Source organism: Bradyrhizobium sp. AZCC 2230 (assembly GCF_036924495.1).
Classification (GTDB): domain Bacteria; phylum Pseudomonadota; class Alphaproteobacteria; order Rhizobiales; family Xanthobacteraceae; genus Bradyrhizobium; species Bradyrhizobium rifense.
Genome location: NZ_JAZHRS010000001.1, coordinates 149,419 through 171,834 on the forward strand (window position 1 = coordinate 149,419; position 22,416 = coordinate 171,834).

The following is a 22,416-nucleotide window of genomic DNA, read 5'->3' on the forward strand; positions in this document are numbered from 1 at the left end:
CGCCGCCAGGACATTCGGGATGACTGAAAAGCGCAACCGCGTGCGTCAGTCGAGTTCGCTGGCCGAGCGTCTGGCGGCCGATGCCGTGAGCTTGCTTGAACAGGCCGCTTGTCTAGAACCCGGTGCAGAGCGCGAGGCGCTCTTGAATAAAGCACACCGCAACAAGATCGCCGCCGAAATCAACTCCTGTCTGACCTCTCCGGGCCGACGGCCTCCCGCATAGTCCGGGCACAGTTGTGGCCCGGCCTTGCGGGCCGCAGTGCCAAATGAGATTCCGACGGCTCGCCTCGGCGGGCCGTCTTTTTATGCAGCTAGGCGTACAGATATCCCACCGGCTTGCCTTCGGTCCGCAGCGGACGGATGTCCTTCTGCGTGATGATCTGGCCGGCGAGACCGTCGATCTCGTCGCGCTGCGTCGGCGTCCAGCTGCGAAGATCGTTCATGCCTTTGAGCAAGCCGAGCCGCAGGACCTGGGTGTTTTCACCGACGCCGACGAGGCTGATCGAATTCTTGCCCGCCGTCACCACATCGCCGGCGGAGAGTTCAAAGCTCTCGCCGGACTTCTTCTTGAACTCGGCCGTGCCGCGAATGACGCGGTAGATCACGACCTCGCCCTTGGCAAAGCAGTCGGCGTCCGCGGCGATCGACGCGCTCTTCGGCAGAAGCGAGTGGCCGCGCGGGTCGGTCGCGATGATGTGGCCGGTGACGAGATGGCCGCTCGGAATCTCGATCCCGATGTCGCGCACGTAAACCGGCAGCGCCGATTTCACGGGGCTGTCGACGAGCGGCTTGAACAGCGCATCCAGCGCCAGCGGATCCTGCAGCCAGAAGCCGCCACCGGCCGGACGATCGTGCAGCGGATGGCTCCAGGCCACACGCGGCGTCTCGGCTTCGTTGATCTGGTCCGGGCCGACGATGGTCGGATTCGGAAAGGTGGTGGGATCGGTGATGAAGGCTTCGAGGAATTTGCCGGAATAGCCCATCGAGATCGGATCCGGCACCACCGTCTGCGGCGTCTTCAGATTCTCTTCGGTCGACAGACCCGACCAGGTGTAGAACAGCTGGCGATGCACGATCGCGCTTTGCAGCATCACCGCGCCCGGGCCGACATTGTAGAAGCGCCCGTCATAGTCGAAGGTGAAGGCGCCCGAGGTGACCAGCACGAGCTGAAAGCCGCCCGGCGGCAGATGCAGATGGAAGTCAGTGGGGCCGGTGTCGGGGAGGTAGATCGGCAGATTTGTCGCGACTTCGTGGAGCAGGAAGGTTTCGTTGTTGGCGTGGAAGCCTTCGTTGGCGCGGTTGTAGAGGGCTTGCGGCCGATAGGTCGCCTCGAACTTCGCATTCCGGTCGCGATCGATCGCCACGAAATCCTGGGTGTTGAGGCGGAGCGGCGCGCCGTTCGGATGGGTGAGGCCCGTCGTCTTGAGATCGCCCGCATGCACGTTCATGACGTTCTCCGCTCTGCGCCGTTGCTTCGCTTGCAAACTTCTTTGCGAATTTTGGGCCAGTTCATTTGCGGATCGGCAAACGGGCCCGGCGGCGTGGCGCGGCGAGGCCGTTCAGGAAAAAATCCGGTGGTTGCACGGGAGGTTAGATCGCCCGCTTGCTTTGACCGTCCGATGCAGCGCCGGCGCCTCGCGCTTCCGGGAAAGCGGCTCGACTTGGCTAATTTGTCAGCAAACCTCGCCTGTGCGCGTGCAGTTGCGCCTCCCCGCGGATCGGCGGCGACGTCGCAATTCGTCAGCGCGGCGATTGACAATGTGTTCATGTTTTGTTCTTATGCTGCAACCGAGATGGAGGCAGCCATGGACAACCGCATCAACGACATCCGCAGAACGATCAGAGCGCTCCGCGTCAGCATGCGCGAGGCTGAAGCGATCATGCATGAGCAGATCAACCGCGACGAGGACTGCAGCTTCGTGGCGCAGGAAGTCATCAAGATGCGCTCGGTCATGAGCGGACTGGTGAAGGAGCGAACCGCGCTCGGCGACAACGAGCCGATCCTCGTCAACAGCTTCTTCATCCCGCGACGCCGGCCGACGCGAAAGCCGGTCGCTGCTGCCCCGACAGTCGAGTCGGTGTTCCGTCCACGCCTGGTGGCGAGGGTTTGACGCCGAGGGCGGCTCAATCGAAGGAATGAGGCGCGGCCCGACCCGGCTTGCCGGTCGGGCTGTCCGCCCACTTCGCCATCTCCATGGCTCGGGCATCGACGCCCTCGCACCAGAAGCAGCTCGGCGTTGTCAGGCCCTTCTCGGACAGCATCGGGACCAGGCTGTGGCCGCAACCGGCGCACCAGGTGATGTCAGTCATTCATTCCCCTACGGCGTAGCAAATCGAGAACAGACGTTTTCGTTGGCGAAGCTTGCGCGGGCGCTATGACGGCGCTGGAGCGCGCTGTCCGGTGCCGGTGCGCGTCTCCGATATCGTCGATGCCGCGATCCATCGCGACGCGGCTGCGACGTCGTCGCCACTCTCGCGATAGGCGCGTAGCTGGAATTCGGCCGAGCTTCCGCGCGCCACGATGGTGCGGCAGTGTTCGACTTCGGCGCTGCATTCCAACGCTGCGGCATCCCCGGCGATATCGTCGATGATTCGCGACAGCCACTCCAAGATCGTCACCGGTCCGTCTTGTGAGGCAAAGATGCAGTCGGTGCCGTAGCGCTGGGCGCGCCATTTGTTCTCGACCGCAATCGCGCGCTCGACCGCAGTGACCTCTTTCGACCGATGCGGCCTCAGATAGAGGTACCGCGTCAGGCAGCGATACAGCGAGGCGATGGCAATGGCGTCGTCGACGAAGGTGCAGGTGTCGGGCGCGCGAAGCTCCAGCGTCGGGTGCTTCATCGATGGCCGCATCGCCCACCAGATGTGACTCTCATCGGGGATCACGCCGGAACGCTGCAGCGCGCCGACATAATCGTCGTAATCGCGTTTGCTCTCGAACAGCTCGGGCAGGCCGGTGCGGGGCAGCTCGGAATAGGCGGCGAGCCGGTAGCCCTTGAGCCCGGTCTTGTGGGAATTCCAGAACGGCGAGGAGGCCGACAGCGCGATGAACAGCGGCAGATGCGGCAGCATCGCCCGCATCACCGCCATCCGCTTCTCCGGATCGGGCAGTTGAACATGCACATGCATGCCGCACATCAGGTTGCGGTGGCCGATGCTGCGCAGATCCTCGATCATCTCCTCGTAGCGCGGTTTTGGGCTCGGCTGCGACATGCGCCAGACCGCCGTCGGATGCGTGCCGCAGGCCATGATGACAAAGCCATATTGCGCGGCGACGTTGGCGACCTCGCGACGCAGGAACCTCAACTCCTCCCGCGCGTCATTGACATCGACGTGGACGTTGGTCGCGACCTCGAGTTGGGATTGCAGCATTTCGCGCATGGCCTGGCCGCCGGTCGACCAGTTCACCGATTCGAACAGCTCGTTGGGCGTCTGGATCGCGACCTCGAGGGTGCGGCGATCGGCGAGGAAATATTCCTCCTCGATGCCGAAGGAATATTCGGCCGCCCTGCCGCGTCCGCCGGCGGAGCGAATCACGAGATGCTGCCTGTCGTCGGAAGCGTCCAGTCGCAGCAGTTTCAAAACGTCCGAAGCAAATGTCATGCGCCACCCGGCAGTGGTATTACCTGCGGGCAATAATCCTTCTGGCCGGGGCCGGTTCCGCCTCGGACCTACTGGAAATTGCAAGGTCGAACGGAACAATTTTCACGCGGTCCGACGCGCGCGCGATCAGTGCGTGGTTCGGCGGCACTTCCGTCCAGTCGGTTTCCTTGTCGAACGGCTCGGACACGACGACGACCTCGCCGTTGCCGGCTTCGCGATAATAGAGCGTGTTGGCGGCGTCGTTGACGGCGACGCGAAACGCGTAGAGATCCCTGCCGTTCGCGATCGCGCTGGTGAAGCGCAGCCGCTCGCGCAGCTGGCCTTCGTTGACGAGGCCGACGAGCGATTGCAGCACGGCTCGCGTCGCGCCAAGCGGATCGGCGTCGAGGCCGGCGCCCATCATGGCGAGGAACACGGCCTCCGAATCGGTCGTACCCAGTCGCGATGGGTAATAGGCGTCGGGGATCAGCGCCTCGACCTTGCGCCGCAGCCGATTCCAGCTGCCCACAAAACCGTTGTGCATGAACATCCACTGGCCGCAGGCAAACGGATGGCAGTTCTGCCGCGTCACCGCAGTGCCGGTGGCGGCGCGCACATGGGCAAAGAACAGATGCGAGCGCAGATGGCGGCAGAGGTAGCGCAAATTCTCATCCGACCAGGCCGGCCGCGTCTCGCGATAAAGGCCGGGCTCCGGATGCTCGCCGTACCAGCCGAGACCAAAGCCGTCGCCATTCGATCCCGCCGTCGACTGCAGCGAGCGCATGCTCTGCGCGATCAGCGAATGCTCGGGCTCGGTGACGTAGGGTTCGAACGAGGTCGTCTCGCCCCGGTATGCGATCCAGCGGCACATGCAGGTTCCTGTCAGGGATGGCGTGCTGAGATGCACCAACACCCCTGACAGCAGGATGGTTCCCGTCGTTCTACATGCGGATCAAAACGACGCCGCCGACAAGCAGTGCAGCACCGGCGATTCGCACGGCGCTCACGGGATGAACGGGGACACCCAGCACGCCGAAATGGTCGAACGCGATCGATCCGAACATCTGGCCGGCGATGAGCAGCGCGAAGAATGTCGCGGCGCCGAGTTGCGGGACGAGGAAAATTCCGAGGCCGATGAAGATGGCGCCGAACAGTCCGCCGGTCCATGCGAACCAGGGTATGCGGGCCGCAACCGCTGCCGAAGGGACGGGATCGCGCAGCAGGAACGCCAGCACCGCCATTCAGAGCACGCCGAGCAAGTAGCTCATGAAGCCCGACCACGCAGCCGAGCTCAACGCCGTCCGCAGATTGGTGTTGAGCGCTTGTTGCACGACGAGACTGATCCCGGCCGCTACGGCGAGAATCATCGGGAACGCCAGTTTCAACATCTCTTCCCCCCGCAATTTCTGCAGCGCGCCGTAGCGCGCCGAGCGTCGCTCATATCGGGACCGGGATGAACGGCGCAACCTCCCGGTCCTGCGCGTTGTTGCTTTCCGCGAGTCCGGCTGCGACGCCGACGCGGTCGGCCTCGGGCCGGTTCTGGCTCATCTTGCGCTTGCCTTCGAACCGCACCACGGGAATGCGCACACCGACGATCCCGCGCAGCTGCGCGGCGATGAAATCTGCAGGCGCGTTACTGACCGCCCACGGCTTTGCACGCGCGCCTTCGTGCTTCTTGGTCAGCCGCGTCACCGCATCGAGCAGGCGCTCCGTCTCCCAAAAGAACTCCACCGGGCCATAGGCATGCACGGCGATGTAATTCCAGGTCGGCACCACCTTTTCGGTCTCCTGCTTGGTCGCGTACCAGGACGGCGTCACATAGGCGTCGGGTCCGGCAAAGATGGCGAGCGCATCGCCGATCGGCGGCAGCTTCCATTGCGGGTTGGCCTTCGCGACATGCCCGTACAGCACGCCATGCTCGCCTTCGATCTCGTCGAGGAACAGCGGCAGGGGCGTGGCGACCGGGCCCTCTGCGGTGGCCGTGACGAGGCTTGCGAGGCGGGCGGCGCGGATGGTCGCGCGGATGCTCTCGATGTCGTCGTCCCTAAAAGCCGGGGGGATGTACATGGCGTGTCTCCGTTCTTTGATACGGAGATAGCCGGAATCTGGACTGCCGGAAACTGCCAGTTCTATACGATTTGATCAGTCCAGTTCGGCGACCGCCTGCGCCAGTAGTTTGCAGCCCCGTTCGATCTGGCCGGTCTCAAGCGCCGAATAGCCCATGACGAGGCCGACCGACTTCCCTGTTCGGGAGCCGACGAACAGGGCGGAGACGGGATAGATACCGACGCCCTTGGCCCGGGCCGCCTTGATCAACGCGCCCTCATGCTTCTGCGACAAATCGTCGAACCACGCCACCACATGCAGGCCCGCGGCCGCGCCCTCGATCCTGATCCGATCGCCGAATCTCCGACGAAGCGCGTCGAGCAGCGCCTGCTGCCGCTCGGCATTGCGCCGGCGCACGCGCCTGACATGGCTGTCATAGGCGCCGCTCTCCAGCATCGTGGCGAGCGTCTCCTGTTCGATCAGCGGCGTGTGCCGGTCCATGATCTGCTTGGCGGCGGCGAACAGGGATCGCAGCGCCGGCGGCACCACGAGATAGCCGATCCGCAAGGTCGGCGAGAGCGTTTTGGAGACGGTGCCGAGATAGATCACGCTATCGCTCCCCTCCAGCGCATGCAGCGGCGGGATCGGCTTGGTGTCGTAGCGATACTCGCTGTCGTAATCGTCCTCGATCACGTAAGCGTCGTTCTTGCGCGCCCATGCCAGCAATTGGTGTCGGCGTCCGATTGGCATCACGCCGCCGAGCGGATATTGATGTGACGGCGTGACATAGGCGAGGCGGGCCGCGATGCCGTCGAGCCGCTCGGTCCGAAGGCCCTCGGCATCGACCTGGATCGGCACCGCGACGGCGCCCGTCGCCGCGAAGGTATGCCGCGCCATCTGGTAGCCGGGATCCTCCATCACGAAGCGGTCGCCGGCATCGAGCAGCAGGCGCGCGCAGATGTCGAGGCCCTGCTGCGAGCCGTTGACGACGACGATCTGGTCGACCTCGCAGCGGACGCTGCGCGACCGCCACAGATAGCCCTGAAGCGCGGTCCGCAGCCGCAGCGCGCCGCAGGGATCGTCATAGGCGAGCCGCTCGGGCTTGCGCGCCATTGCAGCCGTGATGGCCTTCTTCCATGCGAGCACCGGGAAGTCGGCAGGCGACAGCTCGCCATAGCGAAAATTCGCGACGAGCCCGCGCGGCGGCGCGGTCCAGTGCGGCGGATCCTGGCGCAGCCGCTCGCCGAATGCCGACAATCGCACCTTGCGCGTCGATGGCCGGGACGTCGCGCGGGTGCGTCCGCGCTCCACCACGGCGCGCGCGACTCGCAGCCGGGCGCCATGGCGCGTCTCGATAAAACCCTCGGCGGCGAGCTGTTCATAGGCGATCGTGACGGTCGAGCGCGCCACGCCCATCTCGTCGGCAAGCGCGCGGGATGACGGCAACAGGCCGTCGGTGCCGTAGACCAGCGACATGATCTGATCGCGCAGCGCCTCGTAGATCTGGCGTGCGCCCATGCGGCCGGCGCGGGGACCGGGATTGGTTCTCTTCTGCATCATCCACATTCCAGGCCGGCATTGGTCCGGCCGACGAGATCGGAATGCGGTTCTAACCCTGTTCGCCGAGCGTTTCGACGTAAGCCTTGCCGTACGGATAGAAATGCTCCTTCTGGCCCTGATCCCATTGCGCCTTGAAGCCGGGTGCCGTGATGTCCCAATCCGGACGGCAGGCCATGCTGACCGCTCTGAGATCCAGACGAAGCTCCTCGACGGTCGGGCGGCCGAAGAACCAGTAGCCGTTGTAGATCTTGTGAATGCGCAAGCCGGGCTCCAGCACGATGACATGGGGAATCATCGGATTGTGGAGGGGATCGGTGTACTCGGCGATGTCGAGATCCTTCTGGATGATCCGCCTGGGATCGGAGAGGAAAGGCCAGTGCGCGCCCGCGCCGCTGCGATACTCGTTAGTCTGGGTGATATTGTCGGTAGTGATCGTGACCAGCCGGCAATAGCCGACCTCCATCTCGCGATGGAGCTGCACCAGCCCCTCGGTCTGGCGGCGGTCCTTCGGACAGAAACCGCCGCGGCCGAGCACGACGATCATCGGATCAATGCCCTGCAGCTCAGAGAGCTTGCGGTGCTTGCCGGTGTGATCGCTGAGCTCGTAATCCGGGAAGCTTGCTCCCGGGACCATATCTGTTCGCATAGGACTCTCCGATGTCTAGAGATCGATCACGATGTCGCTTTGCGGCCGTGAGCAGCAGATCAGGACGTTTCCGTCCGCCGGTGCGTCGAGCGGATCGGGCTGATAGTTGACGTCGCCCGCAACGAGCCCACTCTCGCAGTTGTGGCAGACCCCCGTCCGGCACGACCAGCGCACGGGAACGTCGCAGGCTTCGGCCAGTTCGAGCAGGCTGGCGTAGGATGGTCCCCAGCAGACATTGAGGCCGCTGCGAGCAAAGGTCACCATGGGTCCTGGACCCGGTGCGCCGGCCGGCACATGCGCGGGCACTTTCTGTGAAGCCGCGATGCCGGGCGTCAGGGATGGCCCGGCGCCGAACAATTCGGTGTGGATGCGGTCGGGTGTGACGGCCAACGCGCGGAGGCCGGTCGTGAGGTCGCTCATGAACGTGGCTGGTCCGCAGAGATAGAAGTCGCCGTCTTGCGGCAAATTGAGTTGCCGGAGCAGGGGCGGATCCAGATGTCCGGCGCTGTCGAAATCGATATCGGGGCGATCGCCGGGATCGGGCGTGCTGTAGCAAACATGGCTGTGATGGTGAGGAAGCCTGCCCAGGAGTTCGCGCACCTCAGCGGCGAAGGCATGCTCGCGGCCGTTGCGGGTGCCGTGCAGCCACCAGACATCTCGCAGCGATGCTTCAGCAGCAAGAGCATGGAGCATCGCGAGAACCGGCGTCACGCCGATGCCGGCGCTCAGCAGGACAACAGGCCGCGTGCCTTGCTGCAGCGTAAAACTGCCGCGCGGCGCACCGAGTTGCACGATGTCGCCGGATTTGAGCTCGTCGGCGACGTATGCACTGGCGATGCCGTGGGCTTCACGTTTGATGCTGAGGCGATAGCACGCCGTATCCGAGGGACGCGACAGCGAATAGCTGCGCGTCATTGCAGGCGTGGCGGAAGGCCCGAGCCGCACGATGACGAACTGGCCGGGCAGGGCGACGGCGCCGGGATGTCCGTCTGCGGGTTCGAGGATCAGCGATGTCACGTCGTTGGTTTCGGCGATCTTCCGCGAGACGCGAAACGGCCGGAATCCGCGCCAGGCCGGAGGCGGGCTGGCGGCCGGGCCGAGCCCGGCATTTCCCGCGGCCGCACTTTCCGTGCTGCGCTGCTCGAGTAGTGCTGCGAAGGAATGACGCCAGCCGCCGCTCAGCGCCGGAATCCGCAGCGCGCGTTCGAGGCGCTCGCGCGGGTGAGGAGGCAGATAAAGCAGCGCGTTGATCTCGAACACGCTCATGCTTTCAGGCCCGCTCGCGACCTGAATGATCTCATCGCCGGCCTCGACGTCGCCTTCCTCGATCACACGGAAATAGAAGCCGGGCCGGCCGTGCTTGACCAGCAGCGCGGCCATGTCCGGCTCCTCCATGCGAATGCCGAGCCGATAGCAGGTGACGCGCGGCTGCGTCACCTCGAACAGGGCAGAGCCGATCCTGTAACGATCTCCGATGCAGACCTCGGTGTCGGCGAGGCCATCGACAGTAAAATTCTCGCCGAATTGACCGGGAACGAGGTTCGATCGACCGAGATGCTTTTGCCAGCAACGATAGGACTCGTCCTGATAGACGAACACGGCACGTTGCTCGCCGCCATGCCCCGCGGTATCCCCCTGGCCGTCGCCATCGATGTTGAGCCGCCGCACCTTGCGCGGACCCTCGACCGGCGCCTTCCAGATGCCAGTATGGACCGTCCTGCCTTGCCAGGCGACGTCGCGCGGCAGACCGACATTGACGGACAGCAAACGCGCCATGCCTGTTCCTCTGTGCGCCCGACGCTGCTCCGCAACTCCGGCGAATTCCGGATTGCTGCAGCGTCAATCTGCATCCTGGTCGGCTTTTTGGCGCGTTAGTCGTTGTTAGACGTTGCGAGGCGGCCTTGCCGCCGTCTGTCGGCGCTCCGATCTAGAGAGCAGAAACCGCAAGACGGGAGATTGCAATGGATGACCGGGCCAGGCTGGCGGTACTGCAGCGCCATTGGGACGCTTCGGATGCGAACGAGTTCGAGGCCGAGCATGACATCTACCGCGAGGACGCCGTGCTCGACTATCCGCAGTCCGGCGAGCGCATTCGGGGCCGCCGGAATATTCAGGAGAGCCGCTTCGTGCAGCCGAACAAGAAGCGCTTCACGGTCCGGCGGATCGTCGGCGGCCGTGATCTCTGGGTGAGCGAGTTCGTCCTGACATATGACGGGGCGCCGTCCTACGTCGTCAGCATCATGGAATTCCGCGACGGATTGGTGGCGCACGAAACGCAATATTTCGGGGATCGGTTCGATCCGTCACCGACGCGTGCGCATCTCGTGGAGGTCGTGGGTTAGGAGCGACTCACGCTAGGAAGAAAGTGGGTGAGCCAAAGCTCTGAACCCGTCAAGGATTCTCACCCATTTTCATTCCAAGGCGGGTCGGCGCCTTGAACGCCGGTCCCAACTCGCAATGACGGCACGGACGGAACCGCGCTGCGGCGGCGGGTCGCACTGTTGTCGCCTTGATTCCGGCTCACCCGGCTTTATGTCTGGCGAGAACAAGAATCCGGGCCCCTCTGGCGAGGACGTCGACTGTGTCGGCAAAACCTCGCGATGTCGGATGACCTGTCCCGCGCGAATGCGATGGATCGGCCGATCGTCGGGCCTTCTGAAGTTCTCTCCGACCAAATCGTCCCCATCGCAGCTCCGCGCGGCCATTTCGCAAGATAAGGGAGCAACGATGTCTGACGCCAATACTTCCAATCCGATCGAACTCGAGATCACCGAACCGCGCAGCTTCAACGAGCAGGCCGCGGTGGCGCTGGTGATTGCGGGTGCGCTGGTCGCCGTGGCCGACCGGCGCGTGTCGCCGGTCGAGCGCGACGAGGTGATCCGCTTCATCAGGGACCGCGGATTGGCGCCGCATATCAGCGAAGAGCGCTTATTTTCGATGTTCGACGAGCTCGCCGAACGGCTCGAGGAGCCTGATTTCGCCAATGTGGTGATCGACACGCTGCGGCCGGTCGCGGACCTGCCGTTGTCGTCCCATCTCATCGAGCTGTCGGAGCGCGTTGCGGCTGCGGATGAGGACGTGCATCCGCACGAAGTGCAGGCGATCAAGCTGTTACGCCTGCTGACGCTGGTGCTGCCGCGCGCAAAGCCGGTCGGGCCGGCTGCGGTCAGCGCCTCCTTGAAGGCGTGAGCATGAGCGCAGCATCGGACGAGCAAAGGACGAACTCCAAGGGCGCCACCGGCCAACCAGCCGGCGGCGACCCGCGGCTCGACGCGCTCGTTCATCGGCTGCCGCCGCGTCTTGCCGGCACCGTCGACTATCTCCTGCAACCCTCCAGCCGCTGGGTCCGGATCCCCTCGGGCGCGCTGCTCGTGGTCGGTGGCGTGCTGTCCTTCCTGCCGGTGCTCGGCATCTGGATGCTGCCGCTCGGCCTCGCGCTGCTTGCCGAGGACGTGCCGGCGCTGCGTGCCTCCCGCTCAAAAGTCTTCGACTGGATCGAGCGCCGCAAGCCGCACTGGCTGGATCCGTCAGTTCCGAAAAATGATCAGTCATGATTGAATTCATCACCGCTGATGCGCTGACCGCGCTGCTCCAGGTCGTCCTGATCGACCTCGTGCTCGCCGGCGACAATGCCGTCGTCATCGGCCTCGCCGCGGCAGGCCTTCCGGCCGATCAGCGCCGCCGCGCCATCGTCGTCGGCATCGTGGCCGCGACCGCACTGCGTATCGTCTTTGCCGGCGTTGCGACCCAGCTCTTGCAAGTGATCGGCCTGCTGCTCGCCGGCGGCGTGCTGCTGCTGTGGGTGTGCTGGAAGATGTGGCGCGAGCTACGCGAGCAGGCCACGCATGCGAATGAGCTCGCGTTCAGCCATGCCGGTGGCGCGACCAGCGCGGCTGCGCCGCGGAAAACGTTCAAGCAGGCCGCGTTGCAGATCGTCGCTGCCGACGTGTCGATGTCGCTCGACAACGTGCTCGCGGTCGCGGGCGCGGCGCGCGAGCACCCCTACATCCTCGTCTTCGGCCTGGTTCTGTCAGTCGCGCTGATGGGCGTCGCCGCCGATCTGCTCGGCCGCGTGCTCCAGAAGCAGCGCTGGATCGCCTATGTCGGGCTCGCCATCATCGTCTACGTCGCCTTCGAGATGATCTATCGCGGCTCGCTCGAGCTCGCGCCTGTCATCGCAAGCCTCTAAGTCCTGCCCTCGCTTTCCCGCCTTCGTTTTCCCGGAGTGATCGATGTCGTCTGAACCCAAAGCACCTTCGGCTGAGCCCGCGCCGCGGCCGCAAATCGGCCCGTTCGCCCAGCTGATCTTCGGCTCGCGCTGGCTGCAGGTGCCGCTTTATGTCGGACTCATCGTCGCGCAGGCTGTCTATGTGCTGCTGTTCCTGAAAGAGCTCTGGCACCTCGTTGCGCACTCGTTCGACGCCAGCGAGCAGCAGATCATGCTGGTTGTGCTCGGATTGATCGACGTCGTCATGATCTCGAACCTGCTGGTGATGGTGATCGTCGGCGGTTACGAGACGTTCGTGTCCCGGTTGAACCTCAGTGGCCATCCCGACGAGCCGGAATGGCTCAGTCACGTGAATGCCAGCGTGCTCAAGATCAAGCTCGCGATGGCGATCATCGGCATCTCCTCGATCTCGCTGCTCAGAACCTTCATCGAGGCTGGCAATCTCGGCACCACGCGGAGCAATTTCACCGAGACCGGCGTGATGTGGCAGGTGCTGATACACCTGACCTTCATCATCTCGGCGATCGGCATCGCCTGGGTCGACCGCCTCAGCGAGAGCGGGCATCGCAAGGAGAACGGCCACGCCTGAATGCGTGGCCCGGCCTGATCAGAGACGCCGGCTCCGCGCCAGTGTCTCGGAGGGCGTCTCGCCGAACGCCAGTCTGTAACCGCGCGAAAAGTCGCCGAGGTGCCAGAAGCCGTTGCCAAGGGCTGCGGCCTTGACGCTGGCACCGGCGCCTCCGGTCATGAGCTGGATGCGGGTGGCCCACAGCCGCTTGAGACGCACATGATGATGCAGGCTGACGCCGTGCACCGCCTGCGTCGCGATCTGGAGCGTACGCGCGGATACGCCGAGCGCGGTGGCGAGGTCTTCGCTGTAGAGCGGCTTGCTGCCGAACAGCACGACGACCTCGTCGAGCCGCGCGATCAGCTTGCGGTGCTTGTCGAACGAACCGCGGCGGGGCGCGCGAGCCTCTGCCGGCACCAGGGCTGCGTCGAGGCCGGCGAGCAGCGTTTCCTGGATCGGGCGGTTGAGGGCCTCGAATTGCCGGGGATCGTCGCACGCTGAGGCCAGCGCGAACATCTCCAGAAAAATGGCGCGCAGGCGCGCCATCGGATCGTCCTGTGTGCGGACGTAGGCGAGGCCGGTATTGAAGTCCGCCCAGCCGCGATGCCGCATGTCCGAGTTGAAGCGTAGCATCACGTAGGTGTTGGGACGTTGCTCGATCGACTCGACGGGGGCCTTGCCGCGCATCACGGCGATCGTCGAATTGTTGACCTCGCAGCCGTTGGTGATGGAGTCAAAGGAGAGCGGGACAACGAGGCCGATGCCATTGTCCGTTCCGATCTCGGCTTCGTAGCGCCGTGCAAAGGCGCGCTGGAGCACGAACAGCCCGTTCTGGAGCGGCAGAATGGCGCGTGACAGCGAGAATTCGCGCGGGCGAAGCGGCGTGCTGGTGCCGAGGCCGAGCACCTCGTTGGCGCGAAACTCGCTGAAGTCCGAAAAGCGCTCGATGCCGAGGACTCGCGAAGGTTTCAGCCGACGTACCGGCATCTTGGGATCCTAGCAGGAGCAGGGTGGGGCGGGCTGCATCCGTCAGAGGTATCAGATGGCCGACCATCGGCCCTATTCCGGGAAACTACTGCGGCGCTTCATCACGCGACGTGCGGATAGGCCGCGTTCTCCCGCCGTTCGCGCTCGCCGAGCTCACGCACCAGCTCTTGAAGAAAGGACTCGGTGAAGGCGGGCAGGGTGCGCTCGGCGCGGACATAGATGCCGAGATCCGACCAAACCGGGCTGCCGGCATTGTCGAGCGGAAGGAACACCAGCTGTGCGTCGCGCGACAGCCGGCCAACGCCGAGCTGGGTCTGGAAGGCGACGCCGACGCCGCGTGCGGCAAGCTCGCGCATCAGGTCGATCGAGTTGGCTTGAATCGCAGGCTCAGGCGTCTCGGAGAGCTGCGCGATCAAGGGCTGGAGCAGATGGTAGATCGACAGCTCCGGCAGCGCCTGGATGACGGGGAAGGCGAGGCATTGCTCCAGCGTGACCGTCTTGCGGCGGGCCAGCGGATGCTCGCGCGCAACCAGCGCCCCAAGGCGAAACCGCTTCAACGCGACCTGTCGCAGGTCGGGCGGATGCCTGAGCGCGATGGCGATGCCGATATCGGCCTCGCCCCGGCGCAGGGCTTCGAGCACGTCGGACGATCCCATCACTTCTGTGGTGAAGCTGACGCGCCGGGCACGGGTCCGGTGCGAGGCGATCAGGTCCGGCAACACCGACTCGGTGAGGGATTCGATGCAGGCGATGCTGACAGTGCCGTGCCAGACGCCGGACAGGGACGCCACGTCCGAGCGGAAGCGGTCGAGGTCCTGGAGCACGTTCATGACGTGGCGGGCGAGCATCTCGCCGACCGTCGTCAGGGTCAGGCCGCGCGCATTCCGCTCGAACAAAGGTGATCCAACCTCCTGTTCAAGCTTGAGAATTTGGCGACTGACCGCGGATGACGCTACGTTGAGGACGCGCGCTGCGGCGCGGATCGAGCCGGTGCGGCGGACGGCATGGAAGTACTGGATGGACGGTGAGTGAAAGCGCATGGGACCCCCGGCGCCACTATAGCCGTTGCCGAAACGGCAGCAACATGTGCGAAATTCTCTGCCTTTTGAGAGCGCTGGTTTCACCCTAGTGTCATATGCCGACGGGCCTGCCGGGCCCGCGCGGCGACGCGCCCGCAACGATGCGGCAGGGGATTTTGGGGTGAACGAGATGATCGCTGGCGAGCTGGAGCACGGGCGGGACGCGCGTCTCGTCGACCGCCGCCGCGCCGCTGCCTATGTCGGCGTGACCGCCGGCCGCTTCGAGCAACTGGTGCGCGACAATGTCGTGCCGCCGCCGGTCATGGTCGACAACAAGCGGCGCTGGCCGATCGCGTTGCTCGACGACGCCAGGGAAGCGGTCGGCAGCAGCCTGCCGTCGCTGCCGGCGGCGACGGCGGAAGTCGAGACGCGTCCCTGCGATCGCGATAGCGCGCCGTCCTCGCGCGAGCTGCCCGATCAGGCCTGGTTCGAGCAGCGCGCAAGCTTCGTGCAGCGCGTCCGCCGCTCGCTGCTCTCGGGCAACGAGATCCGCCTGCTGCGCGAGTTCAAGCTGCTCAGGCAGAACCAGATCAGCATGTACGGTTACTATGGCAGCTTCGAAGCGCTGATGGTGCGCGGCTACATCGTCGAGACCGACCGCAAGCCGCCATCGAGCCGTCCGCTGGTGACCTATCGCCTGACCGTGCCGGGCGAGCAGGTGATCGCGGCGCTGAAGGACGACTAGCCGGCGCGCTCGATCATCAGGTCAAGCCCGAGGCGAGCGAGCATGCGCTGGAAATCAGCGAGATCGTAGCCTTCGCGTTCGGACACCAGAGTCCGAAAAGCGCCGGAGCCGCTCGTCGCGTAGGGCGCGACCGCTTCGACGACGTCGTCGGCCGGATCGAGAAAACGCAGGCCCGGCCCGGCCTGTTCGAAGTAGCGTAACAGCCATGGCAGATGCGTGGACGACAACGTCGCGACATCCGTGTCCGGATGCAGTGTCTCGAGCTTGGCCCGCACGGCAGTCAAGGTTCGATCCGGGTCGGTCAGGAACGCGCCGTTCTCGACCAGTTCGACGAGATCCGACGCGCTGACGAGATCGACGTTGCTTTGGCCCTCGGATTCGCGCTCGACATAGCTGCGGATTTCAGAGCTCGAGATCAATGACGCCACGCCCATGACGGCGATCCGCTTGCTGACGGATGTCTCCAGCGCGCGCCGAACGGGGGGAAATACGCCGATGATCGGCGTCCCGGTCCAGCCTTTGAGATCGTCGAGGACCATGACCGAAGGCGCGTTGGAGGCGATGACGATGGCTGGCGGGTTGAAACTCTCCAGGCGCTCGATCGTGCTTCGCATCACAGCGAGCAGCTCGATCCTGCCTTTGCCGCCATAGGGAAAACTGGCGCGGTCGGCGAAGTAGAGCACATCCTGGCCGGGGAAACGGTCAGCAATCTTGCGGGCGATGGCGTAGCTGCCGATCCCGGCATCGAAGACCGCGATCGGTCGGTTCAGAGTGACATTGTTCACGATGCAGCACGCCAAGCTTATGAAGGACCGGACGTCTCTGCATCAGCCAGGCGTTGATGTAAACCCACACCGAGTTGCAGATTATGTCGCTTCAAAATTTCAAAAAAAACGGTCGGGCCGGCCATGGCTGCGGATTCGATCAATTCCAGAAAAAGCGGCTGGACGCAGCTGGACTTTATCGATATATCGTGACGGATATAGCGAGGTGCGTTCCGGGACCGGCGATGGAAATCAAGGTGAGGCAGCTCACGACCTGCGAGGTGGCGTCCGACGGCGGTGCGATCTCGCTGGGCTTCGAGGATGTGGCGGGCAATCCCGCTGCGGTCAGCGTCTCGCTCAACCAGGTCGGCGCCCTCATCATGACGCTGCCCGGACTGCTCGAGGCGGCGCTGAAGGCGCGCTACGGCGACCAGAGCCTGCGCTATGCCTATCCCCTGGCGTCCTGGGTGCTGGAACAATCGACCGACACGACCCAGCGCATCATCACGCTGGAAACCGAGGACGGCTTCAAGGTCCGTTTCTCGATCCCGAAGGACGAACAGAGCCTGCTGGGTGAAGCGCTGACCCAGCCGATGCCGGAAATATCGGTGCGGCCGAACTAGGGTTCGCTCACCTGGAAGAGTGGTTGTTCTGCGAGCCTGCTCGTCAGTGCGCGCAGCCCGGGCATATGAACATCGGTATCGATGCCGCGTGCACGCGCGAGCCGTTCCGTGACGACGGCGGTCACATCGGGCTGGGTGAGACGCTCGAGCAGCAGATATGGCTGCTTCGGCTTTATCATGGCTTCGATCGCGTTGAGCGCATTGGCGGCCTGAGCCATGCAGTCGTCGATCCACGGCCGATGCACCTTCTCCGGCGGGCGGTGGTTCCCCTCGTAGGCTGCGTGAAGGCACTTCTCGCACGCGCCCATCATCATGGCAGTGACCTTCAGCACGGCGCGGCGGTTGGCGCCCTCGCGCGGCGTGAGCGGCTGGTCGCCACCGTAGGCTTCATCGAGGTGATCAATGATTGCGTCGCTGTCGATCAACGTCTCGCCGCTATCGAGCACAAGCGCGGGAATGCGGCCAAGCGGATTGCTGGCCCTGACCTCTGCGCGGTCGCCGAAGCCGGACAACGCGCGCTGCTCAAACGGCACGCCGTAGATATTGAGCGTGATCGCGACGCGTCGCGTAAACGGTGAGCGATTGACTCCGATCAGCAGCATTGCGCGTTCCCGACCATCCGGTCACGATTTGCGGGAACGGGCGATGTCGCTCTTGAGCGCTTCCAGATCCTTGTGCACCGCGCGTGCGGCGTCGCGCTCGATCTTCCGGTAGCGCGCAACCAGCTTTTCGCCGAACGGCGTCAGCATGGCGCCGCCGCCGTTCTTGCCGCCGGCCTGCGGTTCGACCGCGGGATGTCCGCAGATCCGGTTGATCTCGTCCACGAGATCCCAGGCGCGCTTGTACGACATGTCCATGGCGCGGCCGGCCCCGGAGATCGACCCTTGCTCGCGGATCTGCTCCAGAAGCTCGATCTTGCCGGGCCCGATGCGATCCTCGCGGTCGAGGTCGATGCGAAGGCTCAGCTGGGGCAGGGATTTGGCGCTCGCGCGCGACATGACCAGCTCTCTTGAATGACTCTAAACAGAGAGTGCCACTCTTGCCCGCGGCGGACAAGGTGAGGGCGCCGGATTTCCCAGAAGATGGATCTTCGTCGAGGTCTGCAGAGCACGGGCTTCAGCCCGTGCTCTTGATGGCTGCAGCTTACTCCGCGGGGCTTCCGACCACCGCGCCCTGGCTGACATCCTCGCGGGCGAGGATCATCAGGAGACCGACGATGACGAGTTCGACAACCGCGAAAGCGATGAAGGCGCCGGTGAACGAGCCTCCAGAGACGTTGATAATTGCCCCCATCATCCAGGGAGCCACGAAAGCCGAGAAGATGCCAAACACCTCGGCGTATCCGATCGCGGCCGGTGCGAGCGCGTCGGAGTATTTTTCGCTGAGCAGGGAGAAGATCGCGCCGCCGCCGAGCAGTGCGATGCCGCTGAGCGCTGCAAACAGCACCAGCATCGGAAACGACATCGGAGTGACCACGCTCCACAGGAACATCAGCGCGGTCAGGAAAGCGAGACATGCGGTGAGCTTGATCATGAAGGGCTTGCCGAGCCGATCGGACATGTAGCCGCCAATCACCAGGAACAGCACCTGCGACAGCCCCATCACGGTGCCGATGACTGCGCCGGCTTCCGGAGGCATGTGCTGTACGGTGATGAAGGCCGGCACCACCCAGGTGGCGGTACCGGCGATTGCGAAGGTGCAGGCTACGATGCCGAAGCCGCCGACCGCGATCCATTTCGAGCGGAATATTTCACCGAGCGGCAGATACTCCTGTGGTGTTTCGTTGCCCCAGGTGAAGCCGTCGAGGCCGAGCTCGCGCGGACTGTTGCGGACGACGAGCACATCGACAGCCGCGACGAGCAGCGTGCCGATTGCCAGCACGGCGAAGAAGGTTCGCCAACCCGTCGCGATCGTCAGGGGGATGCCGAGCGCGAAATCCATGGTGATGGCGAGGCTGTAGGCGGCGAGGATGATGCCGACCACCGAGCCACGCCGACTTTGTGGAAACCAACCGAAGATCAACTTCATGTTGCCGATGAAGATGCCAGCGTCAAAGAAGCCGATCACGAGTCGAAGTATCACGAGCTGCGTGTAACTCTGCACGAACACCTGAAGCACCATGCCGATTCCGGTGCCCGCAAGCCCGATCAGCAGCATGTTGCGCGCCGTCATCGACCGGCTGACCGGCGACCACACCACCATGCCGATGCCGTAGGTCAGCGCAAAGATGCCTTGTGCAAGCCCGGCCTCGGCGGGATTGAGCTTGAGGCTCTCGGAGACGAAAGGCAGTACGGCCGCGAAGGCATACCAGTCCGCGGCGAGAAATATCTCGCAGAGGATGGCGAGCGCCAGCATGCCTTTTTGCCACCGGGCTATCCGACGGCGGTCGCTCTCGGAGATGGTCGTCCAAGTTGTTGTCAGCATGGTCATCATCGGTTCTCGCGGTTTGCGTGTTGGTGGAATCGGCGCGGCGTCAGGCCGGCGGCGGCAGGAAGTTCACCTCGTGCTCGGCGGCACGTCGCACCACCTCTTGCGGATCGGGGAGATTGTGGATGCGTTCAAACAGCTCTTTCAGCGACCGCGTCGGTGCGACCCAGAACAGGCTGGCGGCGGTTTCGCCCGACTTGTTGAAGATGCCGTGGGGGATCCCCTTGGGCATGCGCACGAGGTCGCCGGCCTTGGCGACCAGGTCCTTGCCGTCGAGCCAGAGGTCGTAGCGGCCGCTCAGCACATAGATGAATTCATCCTGGGTCGGATGGATGTGCGGCGGCACGAAGGTGCCGTCCGGAAATACGGCATGCCAGGCCATCGACGCCTCGGAATGCTGTTTCAATGTGTAGGTCTGGCCCAGAATGTTCCAGACGACGTTGCCGAAGCCTTCTTTGGCAGGGGTCACGCCCGGAGGCATCTCGATCATGGTGGTGTCCTCTGTTGTGTGCGGGATCAATCGGCGAGAAAGTCGGTGACGTGGTGTGCGGAAGACGGCGTTTCCTCGAACACGAGATGACCGGTCGCCGGCACCAGCATCACGCGTGCGTCGGGAAGTCCCGCTTTCCAGGCCTCGGCCTGGGCGGTCGGGCGCAGGCGATCGGCGGCACCCCACAGCACCAGCGTCGGCATCGCGATCCGATGCAGCCAGTGCGCGAGTTTGGGATTGCCCTGCGGTTCGCTGCGGATCAGCTTGGCAAAGCCAGTGACCTCGCGCCCGAGGCGGGCGTCGAAAGCCGGGTCGGGCGCCTTGGGAAAGTAGCGGAGTGCCGCGGCCGGATCGTGCGCGAGATAGGCGGGCAATTCCTGCGGTGCGATCTCGAACAATCCGGGCGCTGGCGCGCTTCCGACCGCAAGACCGGCAGGCGCAACCAGCACCAGCTTGCGCACCCGATGCGGCTGACGGATCGTGAACTCCGCGGCAAGCCATCCGCCGAGCGAGAACCCGACAAGGTCGAATTGCTCAAGGCCAAGCTTGTCGAACAGATCCATGTAGTGAAGGACGTGATCCTCGACGGTGTCGATCGTTGCGGCGTCGCCGGAATCGCCGAAGCCCGCATGATAGGGGATGATGACTGTGTGCCGCTTCGCCCAATCGCGCGCCATCTCGAAGCCGGTGAAGGTGCCGGTGCCGTGCAGGAACACGAGTGCCGGGCCGCTTCCGATGCTGTGGACGACGGTGCGCACGCCGTTGATCGCATATTCCGCGCGCGAGAAGCCGGTGAGATCGGGCGAAGGTTTGGGGGTATCAAGCATATTTGTCTCCGGTTGAATTCGGCGGGGCCGGGCGTTCGTGGGTCATGCGGCGGCTGCCTGGCGACCACCGAGAAGCGAGGCGAATTGTTCGACGGCGTTGGCGATCCGCGCGGCCGTCATTGGTGCGAGCGGTTCGCCGGGTGCGATCTCGGCGCTGCTGGCGTAGATCGCCGTCGAAACGGTGCAGGCTTCGAAGAAGCCGAACAGCGGGCGGAGCTGGTGCTCGACCACCAGCGAGTGGCGCAGGCCGCCGCCGACGGCGGTCAGCAGCACCGGGCGGTTGCGCAGCACGCTGGGTTCGATCAGGTCGAAGACGTGCTTGAACAATCCGGGATACGACCCCTGGAACACCGGGCACCCGATCACGAGGCCGTCGGCCTGTTCGATGGCCTCGACGACGGCGCGCGCGTTGTCATCGAGTGCGTTCCGGGTGAAGCCGGCGATGCCGCAACCGGCATCGACAAGATCGAGGACCGTGGTCTTCAGTCCATGCTGTGCCTGAAGGTCGGCGGCGACGGCTTCCACCAGAATGCGCGACTTCGCAGGCCGCCAGCTATTGCCGCAGAAGCCAACGATGCGGGATGTCCTCACCTCGACGCCCTCATTGTCCGATCGCTTGCTCAGCCCGTGACCCCGAAGACCGTCCATTGCGCGCCAGGGCCGGGGAGGCCGAGCAGCGCGCGGCCGCACTCTTCGACGATCTGGTCGGCCATCAGGATGTGCTGCGTGCCCGAATGGATGTCGCGATAGAACCGCTGCATCGGCGTGTTGTGCAGCGAGGCGCCGCGGGCGGCGCGATGTGCGAAGGTGGCGACATCAGACAGAACGTCGTGGACGTGGCGCAGCGACAGCTTGATCATCGTCATCTGCTCCAGCGACGGAGATTCACCGCTGGCGCAGGTCTCCGAGACGTCCTTCCAGGTTTCGTGGACCAACGCACGCGCTGCGCGGAAACGCGCTTCAGCCTGCGCGAACTGGAACTTGAAGCTCGCGCTGTCGCGCGACTTGCCGAATGGATCCTGGCGCTGGACGATCACCTTGACGAGTTCGTCGAGCATGCGGCGGCCGACACCGACGGCCCAGGCGGAATGCGCCCAGGCGCTGTAGCCTGCCAGCCCCAGCGCACCCTGCACGCCACCTCGGCGCGGCGCGCCAATGTCAAAATCGTAGGTCATGTGCGTGGGTACGAACAGCTCGTCGCCCTCGCTCAAAGTGTAGTCGAAGCTTCCGGTCGCGCGCAGGCCAAGCACGTCCCAATTGCCCATCAACTTGATGGTCGCGCGCGGATGGTGCGTGACCACGATCTTGGGCTGGCCGTTGGGACCGAAGACCATGTCCTTGCCGGATGCGTCGGTGACGAAGCAGCCGGAATGGACCCATTCGGCGTGCTGAATACCGCTGCCATACGCCCAGTTGCCGCGGATCATGTAGCCGCCATCGACCGGTCGGGCGAAGCCGCGCGGCACGCCGTTGCCGGCAATCGTGATGTCGGGCCCGCCCGCGAAGACCTTCTTGATGCCCTCGTCCTCGATGTAGATGGCGAGCGTCGTGCCTTCCATGTTGTTGCCGATGACGCACCAGCCGGCCGAGGCGTGCGTGTAAGCAAGCCGCTCGATCACCGTCATGGCGTCGTAAGGCAGAAGCTCGGCGCCGCCGACCTCCCGGGGGAATAGCATGGTGTAGATGCCGGCCTTGCGCAGCGCTGCCACGACATCGTCAGTCAGATAGCCCTGTGCCTCGGCCTCCGCAGCCCTGGATTCGACCAGCGGCAGCAGCGCGTCGAGGCGCGCATGGAACTCGGCCACCGTCGGGGTCGCGGAAGGTTTGACTGCGAGTTGCACGGAAGGACTCATGGTTGGCGTCTCCAGGTCGGTCTGTTGTTTCTTCGCGCGGACGCGAAGATC

General features: G+C 64.6%; 27 protein-coding genes and 1 pseudogene. 9 read left to right on the plus strand and 19 right to left on the minus strand.

The annotated features are described in order from the left end of the window. The first annotated feature begins 19 nt into the window (after positions 1–19). Positions 20–223, plus strand: coding sequence for a hypothetical protein (locus tag V1280_RS00705; protein ID WP_334518094.1), 204 nt, complete (start codon positions 20–22; stop codon positions 221–223). 88 nt (positions 224–311) lie between these two features. Here the strand turns inward: V1280_RS00705 and V1280_RS00710 are convergent, their stop codons facing one another. Next, positions 312–1,448: a hypothetical protein gene (locus V1280_RS00710; protein WP_334518096.1), complete on the minus strand. Its 1,137-nt coding sequence runs from the start codon at positions 1,446–1,448 to the stop codon at positions 312–314. A 357-nt stretch (positions 1,449–1,805) separates the two neighbouring features. Here V1280_RS00710 and V1280_RS00715 point away from each other — a divergent pair, with 357 nt between their 5' ends. Next, positions 1,806–2,111 carry a hypothetical protein gene (locus V1280_RS00715; protein ID WP_334518098.1) on the plus strand — a complete coding sequence of 102 codons (306 nt, stop codon included), beginning with the start codon at positions 1,806–1,808 and terminating at the stop codon, positions 2,109–2,111. A 13-nt stretch (positions 2,112–2,124) separates the two neighbouring features. On the opposite strand, the gene V1280_RS00720 is transcribed toward V1280_RS00715, so the two are convergent. The 8 genes and pseudogenes from V1280_RS00720 to V1280_RS00755 form a co-directional block, all read right to left on the minus strand. Then, on the minus strand, positions 2,125–2,310 hold the full coding sequence (locus V1280_RS00720; protein ID WP_334518100.1) for a hypothetical protein: 186 nt from the start codon (positions 2,308–2,310) through the stop codon (positions 2,125–2,127). Between the two features lie 63 nt (positions 2,311–2,373). Beyond that, positions 2,374–3,603 carry a carboxylate-amine ligase gene (locus tag V1280_RS00725; RefSeq protein WP_334518102.1) on the minus strand — a complete coding sequence of 410 codons (1,230 nt, stop codon included), beginning with the start codon at positions 3,601–3,603 and terminating at the stop codon, positions 2,374–2,376. Positions 3,604–3,622: 19 nt separating this feature from the next. Next, positions 3,623–4,453, minus strand: coding sequence for a class II glutamine amidotransferase (locus V1280_RS00730; RefSeq protein ID WP_334518104.1), 831 nt, complete (start codon positions 4,451–4,453; stop codon positions 3,623–3,625). A gap of 70 nt (positions 4,454–4,523) precedes the next feature. Continuing rightward, a pseudogene (locus tag V1280_RS00735) lies at positions 4,524–4,970 on the minus strand (DMT family transporter). Between the two features lie 49 nt (positions 4,971–5,019). Beyond that, complete coding sequence (locus V1280_RS00740; protein WP_334518106.1) at positions 5,020–5,649, minus strand: FMN-binding negative transcriptional regulator; 630 nt, start codon at positions 5,647–5,649, stop codon at positions 5,020–5,022. A 75-nt stretch (positions 5,650–5,724) separates the two neighbouring features. Then, the gene (gene pdxR, locus V1280_RS00745; protein ID WP_334518108.1) at positions 5,725–7,188 is read right to left on the minus strand and encodes a MocR-like pyridoxine biosynthesis transcription factor PdxR; all 1,464 of its coding nucleotides are present in this window, start codon (positions 7,186–7,188) and stop codon (positions 5,725–5,727) included. A gap of 49 nt (positions 7,189–7,237) precedes the next feature. Next, the gene (locus tag V1280_RS00750; RefSeq protein ID WP_334518110.1) at positions 7,238–7,834 is read right to left on the minus strand and encodes a redoxin domain-containing protein; all 597 of its coding nucleotides are present in this window, start codon (positions 7,832–7,834) and stop codon (positions 7,238–7,240) included. Positions 7,835–7,849: 15 nt separating this feature from the next. Then, positions 7,850–9,610, minus strand: a complete 1,761-nt coding sequence (locus tag V1280_RS00755) for an MOSC and FAD-binding oxidoreductase domain-containing protein (RefSeq protein ID WP_334518112.1) — start codon at positions 9,608–9,610, stop codon at positions 7,850–7,852. A 185-nt stretch (positions 9,611–9,795) separates the two neighbouring features. On the opposite strand from V1280_RS00755, the gene V1280_RS00760 reads away from it, so the two are divergent. The 5 genes from V1280_RS00760 to V1280_RS00780 all read left to right on the plus strand — a co-directional run bounded on the left by V1280_RS00760 (position 9,796) and on the right by V1280_RS00780 (position 12,651). After that, entirely contained in the window at positions 9,796–10,176 is a 381-nt protein-coding gene (locus V1280_RS00760; protein ID WP_334518114.1) for a nuclear transport factor 2 family protein, read from the plus strand. Positions 10,177–10,561: 385 nt separating this feature from the next. Continuing rightward, a complete protein-coding gene (locus V1280_RS00765) occupies positions 10,562–11,023 on the plus strand; it encodes a TerB family tellurite resistance protein (protein ID WP_334518116.1) in 462 nt (153 codons plus the stop codon). A gap of 2 nt (positions 11,024–11,025) precedes the next feature. Further along, positions 11,026–11,388: a hypothetical protein gene (locus V1280_RS00770; RefSeq protein ID WP_334518118.1), complete on the plus strand. Its 363-nt coding sequence runs from the start codon at positions 11,026–11,028 to the stop codon at positions 11,386–11,388. Continuing rightward, entirely contained in the window at positions 11,385–12,023 is a 639-nt protein-coding gene (locus tag V1280_RS00775; RefSeq protein ID WP_334518119.1) for a TerC family protein, read from the plus strand. The genes V1280_RS00770 and V1280_RS00775 overlap by 4 nt, the downstream gene beginning before the upstream one ends. Positions 12,024–12,066: 43 nt before the next feature. Beyond that, positions 12,067–12,651 carry a TIGR00645 family protein gene (locus tag V1280_RS00780; RefSeq protein ID WP_334518120.1) on the plus strand — a complete coding sequence of 195 codons (585 nt, stop codon included), beginning with the start codon at positions 12,067–12,069 and terminating at the stop codon, positions 12,649–12,651. Positions 12,652–12,669: 18 nt separating this feature from the next. Here the strand turns inward: V1280_RS00780 and V1280_RS00785 are convergent, their stop codons facing one another. Both V1280_RS00785 and V1280_RS00790 read right to left on the minus strand, forming a co-directional pair. Next, the gene (locus V1280_RS00785) at positions 12,670–13,617 is read right to left on the minus strand and encodes a helix-turn-helix domain-containing protein (protein ID WP_334518122.1); all 948 of its coding nucleotides are present in this window, start codon (positions 13,615–13,617) and stop codon (positions 12,670–12,672) included. 101 nt (positions 13,618–13,718) lie between these two features. Continuing rightward, complete coding sequence (locus V1280_RS00790; protein WP_334518124.1) at positions 13,719–14,657, minus strand: LysR family transcriptional regulator; 939 nt, start codon at positions 14,655–14,657, stop codon at positions 13,719–13,721. A gap of 169 nt (positions 14,658–14,826) precedes the next feature. On the opposite strand from V1280_RS00790, the gene V1280_RS00795 reads away from it, so the two are divergent. Then, entirely contained in the window at positions 14,827–15,381 is a 555-nt protein-coding gene (locus V1280_RS00795) for a hypothetical protein (RefSeq protein WP_334538098.1), read from the plus strand. Here the strand turns inward: V1280_RS00795 and V1280_RS00800 are convergent. After that, a complete protein-coding gene (locus tag V1280_RS00800; RefSeq protein ID WP_334518126.1) occupies positions 15,378–16,166 on the minus strand; it encodes a glutamate racemase in 789 nt (262 codons plus the stop codon). The two genes, V1280_RS00795 and V1280_RS00800, sit on opposite strands and share 4 nt — an antisense overlap. A 224-nt stretch (positions 16,167–16,390) precedes the next feature. On the opposite strand from V1280_RS00800, the gene V1280_RS00805 reads away from it, so the two are divergent. Continuing rightward, on the plus strand, positions 16,391–16,768 hold the full coding sequence (locus V1280_RS00805; RefSeq protein ID WP_334518128.1) for a hypothetical protein: 378 nt from the start codon (positions 16,391–16,393) through the stop codon (positions 16,766–16,768). Here V1280_RS00805 and V1280_RS00810 read toward each other — a convergent pair. The 7 genes from V1280_RS00810 to V1280_RS00840 all read right to left on the minus strand — a co-directional run bounded on the left by V1280_RS00810 (position 16,765) and on the right by V1280_RS00840 (position 22,365). Beyond that, the gene (locus V1280_RS00810) at positions 16,765–17,370 is read right to left on the minus strand and encodes a glutathione S-transferase family protein (RefSeq protein ID WP_334518130.1); all 606 of its coding nucleotides are present in this window, start codon (positions 17,368–17,370) and stop codon (positions 16,765–16,767) included. The two genes, V1280_RS00805 and V1280_RS00810, sit on opposite strands and share 4 nt — an antisense overlap. A gap of 21 nt (positions 17,371–17,391) precedes the next feature. Then, entirely contained in the window at positions 17,392–17,766 is a 375-nt protein-coding gene (locus tag V1280_RS00815; protein ID WP_334518132.1) for a winged helix-turn-helix domain-containing protein, read from the minus strand. A gap of 145 nt (positions 17,767–17,911) precedes the next feature. Then, entirely contained in the window at positions 17,912–19,192 is a 1,281-nt protein-coding gene (locus V1280_RS00820; RefSeq protein ID WP_334518134.1) for an MFS transporter, read from the minus strand. 49 nt (positions 19,193–19,241) lie between these two features. Further along, positions 19,242–19,685, minus strand: coding sequence for a cupin domain-containing protein (locus tag V1280_RS00825; protein WP_334518136.1), 444 nt, complete (start codon positions 19,683–19,685; stop codon positions 19,242–19,244). A gap of 26 nt (positions 19,686–19,711) precedes the next feature. Continuing rightward, positions 19,712–20,512: an alpha/beta fold hydrolase gene (locus V1280_RS00830; protein WP_334518138.1), complete on the minus strand. Its 801-nt coding sequence runs from the start codon at positions 20,510–20,512 to the stop codon at positions 19,712–19,714. A 42-nt stretch (positions 20,513–20,554) separates the two neighbouring features. Next, positions 20,555–21,103: an NAD(P)H-dependent oxidoreductase gene (locus V1280_RS00835; protein WP_334518140.1), complete on the minus strand. Its 549-nt coding sequence runs from the start codon at positions 21,101–21,103 to the stop codon at positions 20,555–20,557. A gap of 29 nt (positions 21,104–21,132) precedes the next feature. After that, entirely contained in the window at positions 21,133–22,365 is a 1,233-nt protein-coding gene (locus tag V1280_RS00840; RefSeq protein WP_334518142.1) for an acyl-CoA dehydrogenase family protein, read from the minus strand. Between the last annotated feature and the right edge of the window lie 51 nt (positions 22,366–22,416).